Below are 17316 nucleotides of genomic sequence, written 5' to 3' on the forward strand. Positions count from 1 at the left end.
GCAACAGGGTATCCAGTGGCGGCCTGATCTATTGGCGCTCCATGCGCATTTACATCGGCTACCTGCTCACAGGCCAGAGCGTTGGTTTCGAACCGGTCGGCGACGGACTATGGGATGTCTACTTCGGCCCGCTCAAGATCGGCCACTTCGATGAGCGATGCACTGCCGGCGAAAAAGATGACTACCTGACGCTCAGGGTGTAACCCATGTCTCCGAACAAAACTGTTACCCATGTGATTGACTCGTACAGGCCCCACTGTCGTGGCCCTTCGGGCTTCCCTCCCTCCGCAAGCACGGGGCGGGCGACTTCGCAAACTCGCCCTGCGGGCTCAGACAGCGAAGCCGCTTTTTCCGCCCCGCACTTGCTGCGCTCGGCACGACAGAGGGGATGGGGTGCCAGCCGGCAACAGCGGGAACAATCGGAGGTTTTTAGGGCGGGTTTCAACCCGCCAATGATCTGCGAACGAATACCGATGGCGGGTTGAAACCCGCCCAACTAAGTACCGCCCGAGCGGGCAACGGCGAAGCCGAGCCCGCGCCCCCTTCCCCTTCTGTGCCGCCGAACGGAGCCCGGGGACGGCGGGAATTGTCGTGTCGCCTGTTTGAGCCCGTAGGGCGAGTTCGCGACACGACCCGCCGGCGCCGGGCGTAGAGAGGGCACCGGCGAAGCCGGCGGCACAGCGGGGCGCGTTTTCTTGGTTACTTCTTTGTCGCGCGACAAAGAAGTAACTCGCCCGCCGGGGCGAGACCCGGCCAACGGCCCGTCGCCGAAGGCAATACCCCCGAGCGTGGGCAAGCAATCCCTAGAACCGCCTGGTCCCAGCCGGCACCCCCAGATCGGCGAAATCCACCTCGCCCTTCTGGTCGAACGGCACCCCGCCGAACAGGCGGCCGGTATAGAGCGTGCCGTGAATCCGGTAGTCGATCCTCTCCTGCCCCTGGGCCATGGTGCCGAACTGGCGTAGCAGGCCGGTGAGCGAGCTGACGGCTTCGACGTCGAGCATGGCTTCGCTGAGGCGCGGTACGGTGAGGGTCTGGTTGCTGACGCCCTTGGCAAAGGGTTTGCCGTTGAGTTCGATGGCGAAGCTCAGGCCGTCGATGGGGAGTTCGGCGTCGTTGGGGTTGAGCACCCGCAGGCGCAGGCCGAAGCGCTGTTCGAACAGGCCGACGTCGAGCAGGCGCAGGTCGGCCACCGACACTTCGGGCGGCTGCATGTTCATCGGCAGACCGGCGCAGCCGGCCAGGGCCAGCGCGGCGGCGGCCATCAGGAGGCGGCGGCGGATCATGGTTCGGTCCTCCTCGGGCCGGACATGGCTTCGAGCACGGTGATCAGCGCCGCCGTGTCCTGCCGCGCGCCGCCGCGGGCGATCAGGGCGTTGAGCTGCTGACCCACCGTGGCGGCGATCGGCAGCGGCGCGCCGAGGGCGTGGGCTTCGCCCAGGAGCAGGGCGAAATCCTTGTGATGCAGGCGCGCGTCGACGCCCTTGTCGAAGTTGCGGCTGACCATGCGCTCGCCCATCACCTCCAGCACCCGCGAGGCGGCCGAGCCGCCCATCAGGGCCTCGCGGACCTTGCCCACATCGACCCCGTTGGCGGCGGCCAGATGCAGGGCTTCGGCACCGGCTTCGATGGCGGCCACCATGATCATCTGGTTGCAGGCCTTGGCCACCTGGCCGGCGCCGGCCGGGCCGATGTGCACGACGCGCTCGCCGAGCACCTCGAAGACCGGGCGCAAGCGGTCGAGCGTGGCCGCCTCGCCGCCGACCATGATCGCCAGCCGGGCTTCGAGTGCCCCCTTCGGCCCGCCGGAGACGGGCGCGTCGAGCCAGCCAATGCCGTGGCTGGCATAGCGGGCGGCGAGCAGCCGGGCGGTGGCGGGGGCGATGGTGCTCATGTCGACATGCACGCTGCCGGGCGCGAAGCCGGCGAGCAGGCCGTCGGCGCGCAGGGCCAGGTCTTCGACATCGGCGCTGCCGCCGACCATGGTGATCACCACCTCGCTGTGCCGCGCCAGGTCGGCCGGCGAGCCGCACCAGGCGGCGCCGTCGGCGAACAGCGACTCGGCCGAGGCCTCGCGCCGCGCCCACACCGCCAGCGCGTGGCCGGCGCGGAGCAGGTGGCGGGCCATCGACAGGCCCATGTCGCCCAGGCCGATCAGTCCGATCTTCATGCCGCACCTCCGCTCATCGTCTCGAACAGTTGGAGCATGGCCACCGAGTCCTCCTCGCCCATGCCGTTGCCGACCAGGGCGTTGAACAGTTGTGCGGTGGCGCCTGCCGCCGGCAAGGCGAGGCCGAGCCGGTGCGCCTCTTCCATGACGATGCGCATGTCCTTCTGGTGCATCCAGGCCTTGAAGCCAGGTTTGAAGTTGCGATCGAGCATGCGCTGGCCGTGATTGTCGAGCACCCGGCTGGCGGCCAGCCCACCGAGCAGCACCTCGCGCACGCGGGCGCCATCGACCCCGCTCATGCGCGCGAAATTGAGCGCCTCGGCCACCGCCGCCACGCCGACGCCGGTGAGGATCTGGTTGCAGGCCTTGGCCACTTGGCCGGCCCCCGAGTCGCCCACCCGGGTGACACGCTGGCCCATCGCCTGGAAGGCCGGCAGGGCTTTGTCGAAGGCCGCCTGCTCGCCGCCGACCATGAGGGTCAGCGTGCCGGCGATGGCGCCAGCCTCGCCGCCGGATACCGGCGCATCGAGCATGATCACGCCACGCGCCTTGAGGTCGGCAGCGATCTCGCGCGCCGCGGCCGGGGCGATGGTGCTCATGTCGGCATACACCAGGCCCTCGCGCGCGCCGTCGGCCACCGCCTGCGCCACCTCGGCCACCTGGGGCGCATCGGGCACACAGGAGAAGACCAGGTCGGACGCCGCCGCCACCTCGGCGATGCTGCCGCGAGCAACAGCCCCGGCGGCCACCACCAGCGTCAGCGAGGCCTCACGCCGCGCCCACACGCTGACCGCGAAACCGGCCTTGCGCAGGTTGAGCACCATGGGCCGCCCCATCAGGCCCAGACCGATGAATCCGAGGTTCATGCGCGCACTCCGACTGGATCGACAGGCCTTCGATTCTACGCGCCCAGGCGCTGCCGGCCAGTCACTGCACCGACACCGCCACGCCGGTGAATTCGTGCAGGGTGCGCACCACCTCCTCGCTGGGCAGGCCGCGCACGATGAACACCAGCCGGCTGCAGTGGTCGTCGAAGGGTGGTGTGTCGGGCCAGGCGGGCAGGCTGACGGCCGGGTAGATGCTGTGCTGCACGCACTGGATCACGCGCGGCAGCGGGTCGCCGCGCACATCGAGCACGCCCTTGATGCGCAGGATGCGGTGGCTGTAGGCCTGCAGGATCAGGTTCAGCGCATCCGAGAACTCCCACCAGGGCAGCGGCGCCTCGAAGCGCAGCACATAGCTCTCGACGCCGTCGGCATGATGCGTCACCGGCCCGGCCGGCGCCTTCTTGCCGGGCTTGCGCCAGGCCGGGGTGGCCGCGGCGGCGGCGCGCACTTGCGCCTCGCCCAGCCAGGCCGCCACCTCGGGCAGCTTGCCGGTGGCGGTGTACAAGCCGCCGCCAAACATGTCGTCGATGGCTACCTCGCCATGGGTGACCGGGATCTGCCGCGCGCCGGGGTTGAGCGTTGCCAGGGTCGCCTGCAGCGCGGCGATGTCGTCCGGTGCCGCCAGATCGCACTTGGTCAGCAGCAGGCGGTCGGCCATCGCCGCCTGGCGCAGGGCCTCGCGGTGTTCGTGCAATTGGCCGGCGGCATGGGTCACGTCCACCGCCGTCACCACCCCGTCACAGCGGTAGCGGTCGGCGATGAAAGGCTCCTCCATCAAGGTGTGCACCACCGGCGCCGGATCGGCCAGGCCGGTGGTCTCCAGCAGCACCCGGTCGATGGGCGGGATCTCCTTGCGAAAGGCCTGCATGAACAGGCGCTTGAGCGCTGCCACCAGGTCGCCCTGCACGCTGCAGCACACGCAGCCACCGTCGAGCACCACCAGGGTTTCGTCCACCTGCTCGACCAGGTGATGGTCCACGCCCACGTCGCCCAGCTCGTTGATCAGCACCGCGGTGCGCGCCGCGCCGGGGTGGCGCAGCACATGGTTGAGCACGGTGGTCTTGCCGGCGCCGAGAAAGCCGGTCAGCACGGTCACCGGGATGCGGCGGTCGGGGTCGGTCATGGTTTGATCCTAGTCATGGGCACACTGCGAGGCCGTCGCCGGCCATGGCGAAGACTGCCATAATCCGCGCCATGACCTACGCTCCCCTCATCAAGGAAATCGGCCGCGGCGCCAAGGGCGCCAAGCCGCTCACCATCGACCAGTCCGAAACCCTGTTCGGCGACATGCTCGACGGCCGCGTGCCCGAGCTGGAGCTGGGCGCCATCGTGCTGTCGCTGCGCATCAAGGGCGAATCGCTCGACGAGCTGCTCGGCTTCAAGCGCGCCATGGATGCCCGCACCGCCCAGGTGGCCGTGCCCGACGGCCCGCGCTGCGTGGTGCTGCCCAGCTACAACGGCGCGCGCCGCCAACCCAACCTGATGCCGCTGCTGGCTCTGCTGCTGGCGCGCGAGGGCGTGCCGGTGCTGATCCAGGGCCGGCACGACTTCGACACCCGGGTCAGCCCCTTCGACCTGCTCGCCGCGCTCGACCTGCCGCTCAGCCCCGACGCCGCCGCGGCCGGCGCCGCGCTTACCGAGACCCGCATCGCTGCCATCGCCCTCGACACCCTGCTGCCCGGCCTCGACCGCCTGCTCGCCCTGCGCCCGCGCCTGGGCGTGCGCAACAGCGGCCACACCCTGGCCAAACTGCTCGACCCGGCGCGCGGACGCAGCGTGCGCGTGGTGGCCGTGACGCACCCCGAGTACCTCGTGCGCATGGATGAATTCCTGCGGGCCGACGGCGGCCACGCCATGCTGATGCGCGGCACCGAAGGCGAGGCCTATGCCAACCCGCGCCGCCGCCCACCGCTGGCGCTGTACCGCGACGGCGCGCTGGAAACGCTCGAGGGCGAAGGCGGCGGCGCCCCGCCCAAGGCCGAGGTGCCCGATGTGCCCGAGGTGGCCGGCAACGCGGCGCTGATCCGCGCCATGCTGGCAGGCACCACACCGGTGCCCGAACCCATCCGGATCCAGGTCGACGCCCTCAAACGCCTCGCCGGCGCCGCCTGACGCCCCACTTTGGTGCGGCTTTTTATCGCGTCGCACCATTTCAAATCTTGATTCTGAGCAAAACCGAGCCATGCCGGTGCGCGGCGCTTGGCATGGCGGTTGCTACTGTCCGGACAAAGGAGATTCAATGTCCGAGACGAAATCCACCTGTTGCTACTGCGGCGTCGGCTGCGGCGTCATCGTCGAGCATGACGGCGCGCAGATCACCGGCGTGCGCGGCGACCCCGAGCATCCGGCCAACTTCGGTCGGCTGTGCACCAAGGGCGCCACGCTGCACCTGACGGTCGCGCCCGACACCCGCTCGCAACGCGCCCTCCATCCGGAGCTGCGCACCGAACGCGGCGCCCCGCGTCAGCGGGTCGGCTGGGACGCGGCCCTCGACCATGTCGCCGAGCGCTTTGCCGCCATCATCCGCGAGCACGGCCCCGACGCCGTCGCCTTCTACGGCTCCGGCCAGTGGCTGACCGAGGACTACTATGTCTTCAACAAGCTGACCAAGGGCCTGATCGGCACCAACAACCTCGACACCAACTCGCGCCTGTGCATGTCCAGCGCGGTGGCCGGCTACAAGCTGAGCCTGGGCGTGGACGCGCCGCCGTGCAGCTACACCGACATCGACGCCACCGCCTGCCTGTTCATCGCCGGCTCCAACACCGCCTTTGCCCATCCCATCGTGTTCCGCCGCATCGAGGCCGCGCGCGCGGCCAATCCGGCGATGAAGCTGGTGGTGGTCGACCCGCGCCGCACCGACACCGCCGAAGCGGCCGACCTGTTCCTGCCACTGCTGCCGGGCACCGACATCGCGCTGTTCAACGCCATGCTCCACGTCATGCTGTGGGAAGGCTGGCTGAACCGCGACTACATCGAAGCACACACCGAGGGCTTCGATGCGCTCAAGCGCCTGGTGCGCGAATACACCCCGGCCATGGCCGCCACCATCTGCGGCCTGCCCAAGCGCGACATCGAACTGGCCGCCGAATGGTTCGCCACCAGCCCGGCCACGCTGTCGATGTACTGCCAGGGGCTCAACCAGTCCACCTCCGGCACCCACAAGAATTCCGCGCTGATCAACCTGCACCTGGCCAGCGGCCAGATCGGCCGCGCCGGCGCCGGCCCCTTCTCGCTCACCGGCCAGCCCAATGCCATGGGCGGGCGCGAGGTGGGTGCGCTGTCCAATCTGCTGTCGGCCCATCGCGATCTGGGCAATGCCGAGCACCGCGCCGAGGTCGCCGCGCTGTGGGGCGTGCCCGAGGTGCCGGCCGTGCCGGGCAAGCCGGCGGTCGAGCTGTTCGAGGCCATCGGCCGCGGCGAGATCAAAGCGGTGTGGATCGCCGCCACCAACCCGGCCCAGTCGCTGCCCGATCAGGCCGTGGTGCACGCCGCCCTCGCAGCGGCCGAGCTGGTGGTGGTGCAGGACACCTACCGCCACACCGAAACCGCCGCCTACGCCGACGTGCTGCTGCCGGCCACCGGCTGGGGCGAGAAGGACGGCACCGTCACCAATTCCGAGCGACGCATCAGCCGCACCCGTGCCGCCGTGCCGCCGCAGGGCGAATCGCGCCACGACTGGCAGATCGCCTGCGACTTCGCACGCCGCCTGGGCGCACGCCTCGACAAGGCCGAGCTGGCCGAGCGCATGTTCGGCTTCGATTCACCCGAAGCGGTGTGGAACGAGCACCGCGAGAGCACCCGCGGCCGCGACCTGGACATCACCGGCCTGAGCTACGCCAAGCTGGAGGCCGACGGCCCGCAGCAGTGGCCCTTCCCCGCAGGCGCCGCGTCCGGCCGCGTGCGCCTCTACGAAGACGGCGTGTTCCCCACCCCCTCGGGCAAGGCCCGCTTCGTCGCCACCGAGTACGTGGCCACCGCCGAGCGCCCCAGCGCCCGCTACCCACTGCACCTGATCACCGGCCGCCTGCGCGACCAGTGGCACAGCATGACGCGCACCGGTCTGGTGCCGCGCCTGTTCAACCACGAACCCGAGCCCCAGCTGCACATGCATGCCGAAGACCTGGCACGGCGCGATCTGGCCGACGGCGACATCGTGCGCGTGCGCTCGCGCCAGGGCGCGGCGGTGCTCAAGGTGATCGCCAGCGACACAGTGCGTCCGGGCCAGTGCTTCGTGCCGATGCACTGGGGCGGCAACGCCATGGCCGGCCGCCTCGGCATCAACGCCCTGACCCCGTCGGCCGCCGACCCGACCTCGAAGCAGCCGGAGCTCAAGCATGCCGCCGTGCAGGTCGAGAAACTCACCGACGGCCACGCGCTGATGGCCATGCGCCGGGTCACCGGCGACGACCCCTTTGCCGTGCTCGGCGCCCTGCGCCAACAGCTGCCGGACCTGCCCTATGCCAGCCTCACCCTGGCCGGGCGCGAGGTGCCGGTGGTGGTGCTCAAGGCGCGTGTCGGCGAGGCCGAACCGGCCCTGCTCGCCGCCGTGGATGCGGCCATGGGCCTGGACGATGCGGCCCACACCCTGGTGTATGACGACACCCATCGCGACATCGCCAAGCGCGCGCGGGTCGACCAGGACGTGCTCAGCGCGGTGCGCCTGTCGGGCGAGACCCGCGCCGCCGAATGGCTCACCGAGCTGATGGTACGCGGCGAGCCGGCCGGGCCGCTGCGCCGCTGGCTGCTCGCCCCGCTCACCCAGCCGCCGGCCGGCCAGCCGACCCGTGGCAAGGTGGTGTGCAACTGCTTCGATGTCTCCGAAGAGGCCATCCTCGCCGCCTTCCATGCCGGCGAAAGCCTGGACCAGCTGCAAGCGCGCACCAAGTGCGGCACCAACTGCGGCTCCTGTCTGCCCGAACTGAAACGCCTTGCCAGCCGGCCGGCGTAGGGGCCGGGCGGCGACCGGCCCTTGTCCCCGGCGGGCCGATGAAACCAGGGGCGGTGCGGCGTCTCCTTGAGAGCGCAATGGTATAAAGAGGCCACGGGCGCGTGCTGGACGCGCCCGTCGGCAGCTCCCGCACCGACATCGCGGAGCCACAAGACCGCCCGCGCCGCCATGGCGAAGGGTGGCATGCGAGGAGACCCCCGATGCAATCCGTCGCCACTTTTGCGGCCCTGCTGGCCGTGGCCGTGCTGCTGGTGCCCGTGTTCAAGCGGGCCGGGCTGGGCACCGTGCTCGGCTACCTGGCCGCCGGCGTGCTGATCGGCCCCTCCGGTTTCGGCGTGGTGCACGACGGCGAGAACCTCTTGCACACGGCCGAGCTGGGCGTGGTGCTGCTGCTCTTCATCATCGGCCTTGAGCTGCAACCCTCGCGCCTGTGGGCACTGCGCAAGCCGGTGTTCGGCCTCGGCGGCCTGCAGTTCTTCGGCGTCGGCGCCCTGCTCATCGGCGGCGCGTATCTGCTGGGCTTCGACTGGCCGGTGGCGATCCTGATCGGCCTCACCCTGGCGCTGTCGTCGACCGCCTTCGTGCTGCCGACCCTGGCCGAGCGCCACGAGATGCACAGCCGCTACGGCCGCGAAACCTTCGCCATCCTGCTGTTCCAGGATCTGATGGTGATCCCGCTGCTGGCCCTGCTGCCGCTGCTGGGCGTCGCCGGTGGCGAAGACGATGTGTCGCCGCTGGTCGGCCTGGGCTTTCTGACCGTGGTGCTGCTGATCGGCCGGCCGGCGCTGGATGCAGTGTTCCGCCATGTCACCCGCATCAACAGCCGCGAGATGTTCACCGCTGCCGCCCTGGCCACCGCGCTGGGCCTGGCGCTGCTGCTGCAGGCCGGCGGACTGTCGATGTCGCTGGGCGCCTTCGTGGCCGGCGTGCTGCTATCGGATTCGGACTTCCGCCACGAGCTGGAGGCGGCCATCGCCCCCTTCCAGGGCCTGTTGATGGGCTTCTTCTTCATTGCCGTGGGCATGACCATCGACCTGGGGATGATCGTCGCGCACCCGCTCAACGTGCTCGGCCTGACGCTGGCCCTCATCCTGGTCAAGGGCTTCGGCCTGTACGGCCTGCGCCGCCTGGTGCGCGGCAGCCGCCAGGTGTCGCGCATGCAGGCGCTGGCGCTGGCGCAGTGCGGCGAATTCGCCTTCGTGCTGTTCGGCGTGGCCCAGGGCAGCCGCTTGCTGGAGGCCGAAGTGGTGGCGCAGCTGAACCTGTCGGTGGCCTTGTCGATGGCGATCGCGCCCTTGCTGTTCATCCTCGCCGACCGGCTCAACGCGCGCGAGGCGGCGGCCACCCCGCCCGCCGAGCCGGAAACCGACGATCTGCCTGACCTGCCCAACCCGGTGGTGATGGCCGGCTTCGGCCGGGTCGGCCAGATCGTCGGGCGCATCCTGCTGGCGCGCAAGGTGCCGTTCACGGCGCTCGACATCGACCATGAAGAGGTCCAGACCATCAAGCGCTTCGGCATCCAGGCCTACTACGGCAACGCCGCGCATCTGGACGTGCTGCACGCGGCGCGCGTCGGCGAGGCCAAGGTGTTCGTGCTGGCCATCGACAACATCGAGACCTCGCTGCGCACCGCCGAGCTGGTGCGCAAGCACTTTCCCGACGTGACCGTCATCGCCCGCGCGCGCAACCGCTTCCACGCCTATCGCCTGATGGACCTGGGCGTGGAGCTGATGATGCGCGAGACCTTCCGCTCCAGCCTCGACATGGCGCGCATGGTGTTCGAGGCGCTGGGCAAGGCGCCGGACAAGGCGCAGCAGATCGTCGACCGCTTCGCCGAGCATGACGCCGAACTGCTCGGGCGCGAGCAGGCGCTCTATCATGACGAACACCAGCTCATCCAGACCTCCCGCGAGGCCAGCGAGGAGCTGATGCTGATCCTCGAGCAGGAAGTGGGCGACGCCCGGCCCGCGCCCGACACGCCGGACGACGCCCCCACACCGCCCGCCACGGCCGGCGAGCGCTGAGCCCCGCATCCGCCACCACCCGAGACGGGTGGCGGCAACGCTGGTCGGACGCCCCTCAAGTTCGCGGCAAGGGGTCCGTAAGGGAGGGCATACGTCTCATCCGGACGATCGTCGATGACTCAACCTGATTCCTCCGCCGGCGTCGGCACGGTGCTCTTCGTAGACGACGAGCCCAACATCCTGAACGCCCTCAAGCGCCTGTTCCGCCCCACCGGCCTGCGCGTGCTGACCGCGCCCGACGGGCCGGCCGGGCTCGATGTGCTGGCGGCCGAAGCGGTCGACGTGGTCGTCTCCGACATGCGCATGCCGCAGATGGACGGCGCCACCTTCCTCAAGGCCGTGCGCGAACGCCATCCGCAGATCGAGCGCATCCTGCTGACCGGCTTCGCCGACATGGACTCGACCGTCTCGGCGGTCAACGAAGGCGGCATTTCGCGCTACCTGAACAAGCCGTGGCAGGACCAGGACATCCTCACCGCGGTGAAGGACGCCGTCGAGCGTGGCCGCCTGCAGGCCGAGGTGGCACGACTGCATGCGCTGACCGCCGAACAGAACGCCCAGCTCAAGAACATGAACGCCGAGCTCGAGACCCGGGTGCAGGCGCGCACCCGCGACTTGCAGACGGCCATCGGCAAGATCAAGGACGCCAACGAATCGCTCAAGCAGAACTTTCTCACCACGGTGCGGGTGTTCAGCGAGCTGGTCGAGATGCGCAGCGGCCACATGGCCGGCCACAGCCGGCGTGTCGCCCAACATGCCCGCGAACTGGCCAAGGCGGCCGGTCTGGACGAGGCGGCCACCCAGAACGTGATGCTCGCCGGCCTGCTCCACGACATCGGCAAGATCGGCCTGCCGGACGAGCTGCTGGCCAAGCCCTACAACAGCCTCAAGCCCGAGGAGCGCAGCGTCTACATCCGCCACACCGAGCGCGGCGAGGCGGCGCTGACCGCGGTCAGCCAGCTCAAGGCAGTCGGCAAGCTGGTGCGCCATCACCATGAGCTGTGGGACGGCTCCGGCTTTCCGGACCAGCTGGTCGGCCTGGCCATCCCGATCGGTGCGCAGATCCTGGCCATCGCCAACGACTTCGACGGCCTGCAGCAGGGCCAGCTCACCGCCCGGCCACTGCCGCCGCGCGAAGCGCTGGTGTACATCAGCCAGAACGCCGGCAAACGCTACAACCCGGAGCTGGCCAACACCTTCGTGCGCATGGTCTCCGAGCGCAACGGCAATCGGCGCGAGAGCGGCCTGAGCCTGCGCCCCGGCATGCTCAAACAGGGCATGCGCCTGGCCCAGGACCTGCTCCACCCCGACGGCTATCTGCTGCTGCCGCGCGGCCATGTGTGCGACGAAGACAGCATCGTCCAGTTGCGCCGGCTCGAGGCGTCGAGCAATCGGCATATCGTCGTCCAGATCGAGGACACCCAACGAGGGCCGGACGCATGAGCGAGACCTCCATTCATCAGCCGGCACTGCTCTTGGTCGACGACGAGCAGAACATCCTCTCGGCCCTGCGTCGCCTGCTGCGCGGCGAAGGCTATCGCATCTTCACCGCCAACAGCGGCGCCGAGGGCATCGAGGTCCTCAAGACCGAAAGCATCGACGTGGTGATGTCCGACCAGCGCATGCCGGGCATGTCGGGCGTGGATTTCCTGCGCCAGGCCAAGGACATACAGCCCGACTGCGTGCGCATCGTGCTGTCCGGCTACACCGAATTGCAGGCCGTCACCTCGGCCATCAACGATGGCGCGATCTACAAGTTCCTGTGCAAACCCTGGGATGACGGCCACCTCAAGGCCAATATCGCCGAAGCCGTCGAGCGCCGCCGCATGGTCGAGGAGAACCGCCGGCTGACCCAGGAATTGAGGGCCAAGAACGCCCAACTCCAGGTCCTGCTGGCCGAGCGCTCGGGCCAGGTGCAGATCCGCTCGGAGGCGCTCGGCGTCTTCCACGAGGTCCTCGACGCCCTGCCCGTCGGTGTGCTGGGCATCGACTCCGAGGGCCTCATCGCCTTTTGCAACGGCATGGCGATGAAACTCCTCGACAGCCATGCGATCGAACTCGGGCAATCTGCCGACACCGTGCTGCCCGCCGAACTGCTCGGCTCGGCACCCTACTTCCAGGCAGGCACCACCCGGCTGCGCGTCTCGCGCACACCGCTCGGCCAGCACTCGACGAGCCGCGGCCGCCTGATCGCCTTGCTGCCGCCCGACAGCCTGCCCGCGGCCGAGGACTGAATCATGCGCAGCACGGCCGAAGACATCATCCGCGACACCCCGCAGCTGCCCCCGCCGCCCCAGGTCATGACCGACCTGCTGGTGCTGTTCGCCCGCCCGGAGGTGGACGCGCGGCGCATCGCCGACGCCATTGCCGGTGATGTGGTGCTCAGCCTGCGCACGCTCAAGGTCGCCAACTCCCCCTTCTACGGTCTCAGCAAGCGCATCACCTCGGTGCACGAAGCCATCGCCATTCTCGGCTTCCGCTCGGTGCGCCTGCTGGTGCTGGCGGTCGGCGCCGTCGGCCTGATGCAGCTGCCGCCCGGGCTGCGCACCTCGCTGGGCGAGTTGCTGCGCCACAGCACCCGCTGCGCGATGCTCGCCCGCCTGCTCGCCGAACGCACCGGGCATTCCCCCGAAGAAGCCTTTACCGCCGGGCTGCTGCACGATGTCGGCAAGATGGTGTTGGTCCAGGCAACGCCGCGGGCGGGTATCGATGCTTCCACTCCGCACCGGTGGGTCGAACACAGCGACCTGCCGGCCGAGCGCGAAGCCTTCGGTACGGATCATGCCGAGCTGGGCATGGTGTTGCTCGAACGGTGGCAGTTTCCCGACGCTTTGTGCGAATCGACCGGGAAGCATCATGAAGCCCCGGACACGCTGTCGCCCCTGAGCGCGCTCGTGGCCCTGGCCGACGGCCTGGCACACACCGACCTGGAGCGCGCCGACCCCTTCCCACCCGAACGGCTGGCCCCCTGGATCGCGCGCGCCATGGGCGCATCGCCCTTGCCCGATGCCGCCGAACTGGCGGCGGCGATCGACGAAGCCGATGCACTGGCCCGTGTGCTCGAACCCGACGCCTGACATGCCGCCCGCCCAGCCCCCATCGGCCCAGCTGTGGCAACAGGCGATGGCCCTCGCCGGCCACGGCACCCTGATGCACCGCGGCGCACAGCCTCAATGGGCCGACGCCGTGCTGGCCCGGCAACTGGGCTGCGATCTGGCCACGCTGTATGCGCGCCCCTTCCACGCCCTCGACCATCCGCCGAGCGCCGAGCGCCTGCGGGCCCAGGGCATGGCCTGCCTGACCGGCGAGAATCCGGCACCGATCCAGATCACCGTCACGCCCCCCGACGCTGCGCCGCGCAGCGTCGAAGTGCGCGCCAGCCGGGTCGAAGACGACGACGGCCCCTGCGCGCTCCACGTGTTTGTCGACATCCCTCCGCTGCGCGCGCCGGATCATGCCCTCGGCGCCTTGTTCGACGACATCGTCGACGACCTGCCGATCGCCACCTTCATCATCGACAGCGCACATCGCGTCACCCACTGGAACCGGGCCTGCGAACGCATCTCCGGCGTGCCGGCCGCGCGCCTGCTGGGCACGTGCGAGCACTGGTCGGCCTTTTTCGATGCGCCGCGGCCGCTCATGGCCGATCTCATCCTCGACCAGGCCGACGGCGACACCGACTTGATGAACCACTACTACGGCAACCGCTGGCGGCGCTCGACGCATACGCCCGACGCCGTCGAGGCCGAGGGCTACTACCCCAAGCTGGGCCAGTCAGGGTGCTGGATCTACTTCCTTGCCGCCCCGCTGCGCGACCCGCAAGGCCGGACCATCGCCGTGATCGAGACCGTGCAGGACATCACCGAGCGCAAGCGGGCCGAAGACGCGCTGGCGCGCACCAACCAGGATCTCGAAGCGCAGGTAGCCGCCCGCACCACGCAGCTGGCCGAGGCCAACAACCGCCTGGCCAACGACATCGCCCAGCGCCAGCAGGCCGAAGCGGAGCTGCTCAAACGCTATGCGGAGCTGACCGAATTGAACTGCCAACTCCACGATGCCCAGGAACAACTGGTGCAATCCGAAAAACTCGCCTCCATCGGCCAACTCGCCGCCGGCGTGGCGCACGAGATCAACAACCCGATCGGCTACGTGCTGTCCAACATCACCAGCCTGCGCAGCTACATGGACGACCTCTTCCGCCTGTTCGACGCCTTCGAGACGCTGGAGACCAGCCGCCCCGCCGACGATCCGGCACGGCGCGCCATCACCCGCCTCAAGCAGGAGGTCGATTTCGCCTTCCTCAAGGCCGACCTGCCCGCCCTGCTGCGCGAGAGCGAGGAAGGGGCCTCACGGGTACGCAAGATCGTCGCCGATCTGAAGGATTTCTCACGCGTCGACCAGGCGCAGGAATGGGTGTGGGCCGACATCACGGCCGGCATCGAAAGCACGCTCAATGTGGTGAACAACGAGCTCAAGTACAAGGCCGAGGTGGTGCGCGACTTCGCCGAGCTGCCGGCCATCCAGTGCATGCCCTCGCAGCTCAACCAGGTGTTCATGAACCTGCTGGTCAATGCCGCCCATGCCATCGCCGAGCGCGGCACCATCACCATCACCACCGGCCAGCCCGATCCCGAACACATCCAGGTGAGCATCCACGACACCGGTTGCGGCATCCCCGAAGCGATCAAGGCACGCCTCTTCGAGCCCTTCTTCACCACCAAGCCGGTCGGCAAAGGCACCGGGCTCGGGCTGTCGCTGTCCTACGGCATCGTCCAGCAGCACCGCGGCCGCATCGACATCGACAGTCCGCCGGGGAAGGGCACGACCTTTCATGTCATCCTGCCGGTGCGGCAAACCGCCACCGAAACCACCGCCCCGGCGGATCCGTCATCGCCGCAATGACGGCGCCGCCTACAGGCCCAGCCCCTTGCGCAAAGCCAGCAACACCCCCATGCCGGCGATGAAGGGCAGCCACGGGTTCTTCCAGCGCAGCGTCACCACCAGCACCGCGATGGCCGCAGCAAACTTGGGGTTGAAAGGCTGCACCGCCCCCTCGACGACGAACACACCCGGCGCCACGATGGCCGCCAGCGCGGCCGCCGGCGCATAACGCAGCGCCCCCAGCACCGCCGGCGGCAGGCTGGCGCGCTGGCCAAGCACGATGAAACTGCCGCGCGGAATATGCGTAGCCATCGACACCAGCGCGAAACTGATCCACAACCAGATGCCTTCCATCATCCTAGATACCGTAGTTGGACGCGCCCGAGTGTGCGTCTGGCGAGATGAGCGCAGGCCCCCACGCTCACTTCGTTCGCTGCCCCCCGAGGGGGCTGTACCCGCTCTTGGGGCGGCCCGGCGAGCGGGTGGGCAAGGCGCGACGACGCACAGCCTGCACGCTGTAAGGAGGAGCAACACGGCCAGGCGGCCCGCCAGGCGTGCAATCGGGTGCGTAGCACTGTCACCCACCGGGTGATCGGCCTCGAAGCCGAAAAGGTTCGCATGTTCAATACCTTGTTCATGAGCTCAAGCGGTCAACTGCGGTTTCTAGGATCATGCCTCCTTGTGTTCGGCCAGCGCCCGGCTGGCCACGAAGCCGGCCACGATGCCGAGGAGGATGGCGACAATCACGCCCAGTTTGAGCGGGATGTCGCGCAGCAGCACCGAGGCCACCCCGCCGGTCAGCGCCGCCACCAGCATCGAGCGGTTTTTCGACAAGGGCACCAGGATCATCATCAGCGCAATGGTGGCCATGAACTCCAGCGACCAGCCCTGCGGCAGCGCGCCGGCACCGAGCACCCCGGTCAGCACGAAGACCTGCCACAACACCCAGCCCCACACCGACGGGGCCACGAAGTAGCCGAAGCGCCAGTGCCGGTCGTGCACCTTGAGCAGGCGCTCGGTGCACAAGGCGAAAACGCCGTCGATCAGCAGGTAGCCGGACGGGATGCGCAGCCGCAGCGGCATGCCGCGAAAGCCACGGGCGATCGCCGCGCTGAAGATGAGGAAGCGCAGATTGAGCGCCAGCCCGGTCAGGCCGATCAGCCACAGCGGCGCGCCGCCCATGATCAGCGGCAAGGTGGCGATCTGCGCCACCCCGGCATACACCATCAGGTTCATGCCCATCGCCTCGACCACGCTCAGGCCGCCCGAGGTCAGCGCCACGCCGGTCACCAGCGCCCACGGAATCAGGCCGATCGACAGCGGCAGGAAGGTACGGAACCCCGAGCGCGCGCCGGCCAGAAAACGTCGGTTCATGGAGAGGCCGCCGCGCCCGGCGCCAACCACACGCCGCCGTCCTCGGCACGGCGCAGCTGCAGGCCGAGCGCGGCGAACACCGCCTGCACGCTGCGCTGCAGCTCGCCGCGGGCCGCTTCCAGCGTAGCCGCGTCGGGCGCTTCGAAGGTGGCCGCCAGTTGCGCCGGCAGCGCCGCCCAGTGCGGGCCGAAGAAGCTGGCCGCGATGGCCGCCGCCATGTCGGGGCTGATGCTCGCCATCGAACGCTCCAGCCCGGCCAGAGATCCCTGCGCATGCGCCGCGGTCTGCATCAGGTGGGCGATGCGCCCGAGGCTGCGCACGAACAGGCCATCGACATCAGCGGGGTTGGCCGCCACGTCCTCGGTGGTTGCCGCCGGCAAGGCGTCGATCACATCGAGCAGATGTTTGAGCATCAGGTCGGCATCGGCCGGCAACGACCACACCGTGCACCGGCTCACCGCGTACTCGCTACGCATCGCCTCGACCACCGGGCGCAGCTGGCTGTCGAACACCGAATCATGCCAGGCGCCAAGGCCGGCCTCGCCGGCGGCCAGTGCGTCGAGGTGCAGGCGGATGCGCCACAGCTCGCCATGCAGCAAATGCACGAAGCGCGCCATGGCATCGACCTCGCTGCCCAGCGCGGCGGCCACCTGTGCGCCCTCCAGCACCAACACCGGGCCGGTCTCGCGATACAGCGTGCGCGCCACGGTCGGCACGATCGCCCCGGCCGGCGCCGGCGGCTCGCCCAGCGCCTGCAGCGCCGCCGGGAAGTCGTCGGCCACCACCACTTCGTCGAGCACCCCGGCCAGCGCCGCATCGCGCGCCACAATGCGCCGCGCCAGCTCCTTGAGCACGATATCGACGGTCGGCGCCACCGCCTCGATCTTGTCGCCCAGACATCTCACCTGCTTGATCACAGCTCACCTCGTCGGTTCTGCCGACACCCCCGGCATCATGCAGGCATTCTAGCCAAGCGCCGGCCGCTTGCCCCGCCACGCCTTGGCCGCCGCCGCCGTCGCATTGGGCCTT

14 protein-coding genes and 1 pseudogene are annotated in these 17316 nt (G+C 69.4%); 8 read left to right on the top strand and 7 right to left on the bottom strand.

Features of this window, described 5'->3' with window-relative positions:
- Positions 1-203: pseudogene (locus I8J34_RS06785) on the top strand (hypothetical protein); the annotation flags it as partial.
- A gap of 600 nt (positions 204-803) precedes the next feature.
- On the opposite strand, the gene I8J34_RS06790 reads toward I8J34_RS06785, so the two are convergent.
- From I8J34_RS06790 to I8J34_RS06805, 4 genes are all read right to left on the bottom strand, one after another.
- Positions 804-1286 (bottom strand): LEA/WHy family protein, encoded by a 483-nt coding sequence (locus tag I8J34_RS06790; RefSeq protein ID WP_214360649.1) that lies wholly within the window; start codon positions 1284-1286, stop codon positions 804-806.
- A complete protein-coding gene (locus tag I8J34_RS06795; protein WP_214360650.1) occupies positions 1283-2170 on the bottom strand; it encodes an NAD(P)-dependent oxidoreductase in 888 nt (295 codons plus the stop codon). The genes I8J34_RS06790 and I8J34_RS06795 overlap by 4 nt, the downstream gene beginning before the upstream one ends.
- On the bottom strand, positions 2167-3036 hold the full coding sequence (locus I8J34_RS06800; protein WP_214360651.1) for an NAD(P)-dependent oxidoreductase: 870 nt from the start codon (positions 3034-3036) through the stop codon (positions 2167-2169). Before I8J34_RS06800 ends, I8J34_RS06795 begins: the two co-directional genes overlap by 4 nt.
- 61 nt (positions 3037-3097) lie before the next feature.
- Complete coding sequence (locus I8J34_RS06805; RefSeq protein WP_214360652.1) at positions 3098-4180, bottom strand: CobW family GTP-binding protein; 1083 nt, start codon at positions 4178-4180, stop codon at positions 3098-3100.
- 71 nt (positions 4181-4251) lie between these two features.
- Between I8J34_RS06805 and ybiB the strand changes: the two genes are divergently transcribed.
- The 7 genes from ybiB to I8J34_RS24940 all read left to right on the top strand — a co-directional run bounded on the left by ybiB (position 4252) and on the right by I8J34_RS24940 (position 14934).
- Positions 4252-5169, top strand: a complete 918-nt coding sequence (gene ybiB / locus I8J34_RS06810; RefSeq protein ID WP_214360653.1) for a DNA-binding protein YbiB — start codon at positions 4252-4254, stop codon at positions 5167-5169.
- Positions 5170-5296: 127 nt separating this feature from the next.
- Complete coding sequence (locus I8J34_RS06815; protein ID WP_214360654.1) at positions 5297-8008, top strand: nitrate reductase; 2712 nt, start codon at positions 5297-5299, stop codon at positions 8006-8008.
- 200 nt (positions 8009-8208) lie between these two features.
- Positions 8209-10032: a monovalent cation:proton antiporter-2 (CPA2) family protein gene (locus I8J34_RS06820; RefSeq protein ID WP_214360655.1), complete on the top strand. Its 1824-nt coding sequence runs from the start codon at positions 8209-8211 to the stop codon at positions 10030-10032.
- Between the two features lie 114 nt (positions 10033-10146).
- Positions 10147-11475, top strand: coding sequence for a response regulator c-di-GMP phosphodiesterase, NosR family (nosR, locus tag I8J34_RS06825; protein ID WP_214360656.1), 1329 nt, complete (start codon positions 10147-10149; stop codon positions 11473-11475).
- Positions 11472-12266: a response regulator gene (locus I8J34_RS06830; RefSeq protein WP_230411741.1), complete on the top strand. Its 795-nt coding sequence runs from the start codon at positions 11472-11474 to the stop codon at positions 12264-12266. Before nosR ends, I8J34_RS06830 begins: the two co-directional genes overlap by 4 nt.
- 3 nt (positions 12267-12269) lie before the next feature.
- Positions 12270-13109 (top strand): HDOD domain-containing protein, encoded by an 840-nt coding sequence (locus I8J34_RS06835; RefSeq protein ID WP_214360657.1) that lies wholly within the window; start codon positions 12270-12272, stop codon positions 13107-13109.
- Between the two features lies 1 nt (position 13110).
- Complete coding sequence (locus I8J34_RS24940; RefSeq protein WP_214360658.1) at positions 13111-14934, top strand: ATP-binding protein; 1824 nt, start codon at positions 13111-13113, stop codon at positions 14932-14934.
- Between the two features lie 9 nt (positions 14935-14943).
- Here I8J34_RS24940 and I8J34_RS06845 read toward each other — a convergent pair whose 3' ends face one another.
- The 3 genes from I8J34_RS06845 to I8J34_RS06855 form a co-directional block, all read right to left on the bottom strand.
- Positions 14944-15270 carry an AzlD domain-containing protein gene (locus tag I8J34_RS06845; protein WP_214360659.1) on the bottom strand — a complete coding sequence of 109 codons (327 nt, stop codon included), beginning with the start codon at positions 15268-15270 and terminating at the stop codon, positions 14944-14946.
- 312 nt (positions 15271-15582) lie between these two features.
- A complete protein-coding gene (locus tag I8J34_RS06850) occupies positions 15583-16287 on the bottom strand; it encodes an AzlC family ABC transporter permease (RefSeq protein ID WP_214360660.1) in 705 nt (234 codons plus the stop codon).
- Positions 16284-17204 (bottom strand): hypothetical protein, encoded by a 921-nt coding sequence (locus tag I8J34_RS06855; RefSeq protein ID WP_214360661.1) that lies wholly within the window; start codon positions 17202-17204, stop codon positions 16284-16286. The genes I8J34_RS06850 and I8J34_RS06855 overlap by 4 nt, the downstream gene beginning before the upstream one ends.
- Positions 17205-17316: the final 112 nt, after the last annotated feature.

It is taken from the genome of Denitromonas iodatirespirans (assembly GCF_018524365.1).
In the GTDB taxonomy this organism is placed as follows: Bacteria; Pseudomonadota; Gammaproteobacteria; order Burkholderiales; family Rhodocyclaceae; genus Nitrogeniibacter; species Nitrogeniibacter iodatirespirans.

Excerpts from the sequence above, each read along its gene's own strand:
- I8J34_RS06790 (WP_214360649.1), bottom strand. The coding sequence starts at position 1,286 with ATGATCCGCCGCCGCCTCCTGATGGCCGCCGCCGCGCTGGCCCTGGCC.
- I8J34_RS06795 (WP_214360650.1), bottom strand. The coding sequence starts at position 2,170 with ATGAAGATCGGACTGATCGGCCTGGGCGACATGGGCCTGTCGATGGCC.
- I8J34_RS06800 (WP_214360651.1), bottom strand. The coding sequence starts at position 3,036 with ATGAACCTCGGATTCATCGGTCTGGGCCTGATGGGGCGGCCCATGGTG.
- I8J34_RS06805 (WP_214360652.1), bottom strand. The coding sequence starts at position 4,180 with ATGACCGACCCCGACCGCCGCATCCCGGTGACCGTGCTGACCGGCTTT.
- ybiB (WP_214360653.1), top strand. The coding sequence starts at position 4,252 with ATGACCTACGCTCCCCTCATCAAGGAAATCGGCCGCGGCGCCAAGGGC.
- I8J34_RS06815 (WP_214360654.1), top strand. The coding sequence starts at position 5,297 with ATGTCCGAGACGAAATCCACCTGTTGCTACTGCGGCGTCGGCTGCGGC.
- I8J34_RS06820 (WP_214360655.1), top strand. The coding sequence starts at position 8,209 with ATGCAATCCGTCGCCACTTTTGCGGCCCTGCTGGCCGTGGCCGTGCTG.
- nosR (WP_214360656.1), top strand. The coding sequence starts at position 10,147 with ATGACTCAACCTGATTCCTCCGCCGGCGTCGGCACGGTGCTCTTCGTA.
- I8J34_RS06830 (WP_230411741.1), top strand. The coding sequence starts at position 11,472 with ATGAGCGAGACCTCCATTCATCAGCCGGCACTGCTCTTGGTCGACGAC.
- I8J34_RS06835 (WP_214360657.1), top strand. The coding sequence starts at position 12,270 with ATGCGCAGCACGGCCGAAGACATCATCCGCGACACCCCGCAGCTGCCC.
- I8J34_RS24940 (WP_214360658.1), top strand. The coding sequence starts at position 13,111 with ATGCCGCCCGCCCAGCCCCCATCGGCCCAGCTGTGGCAACAGGCGATG.
- I8J34_RS06845 (WP_214360659.1), bottom strand. The coding sequence starts at position 15,270 with ATGATGGAAGGCATCTGGTTGTGGATCAGTTTCGCGCTGGTGTCGATG.
- I8J34_RS06850 (WP_214360660.1), bottom strand. The coding sequence starts at position 16,287 with ATGAACCGACGTTTTCTGGCCGGCGCGCGCTCGGGGTTCCGTACCTTC.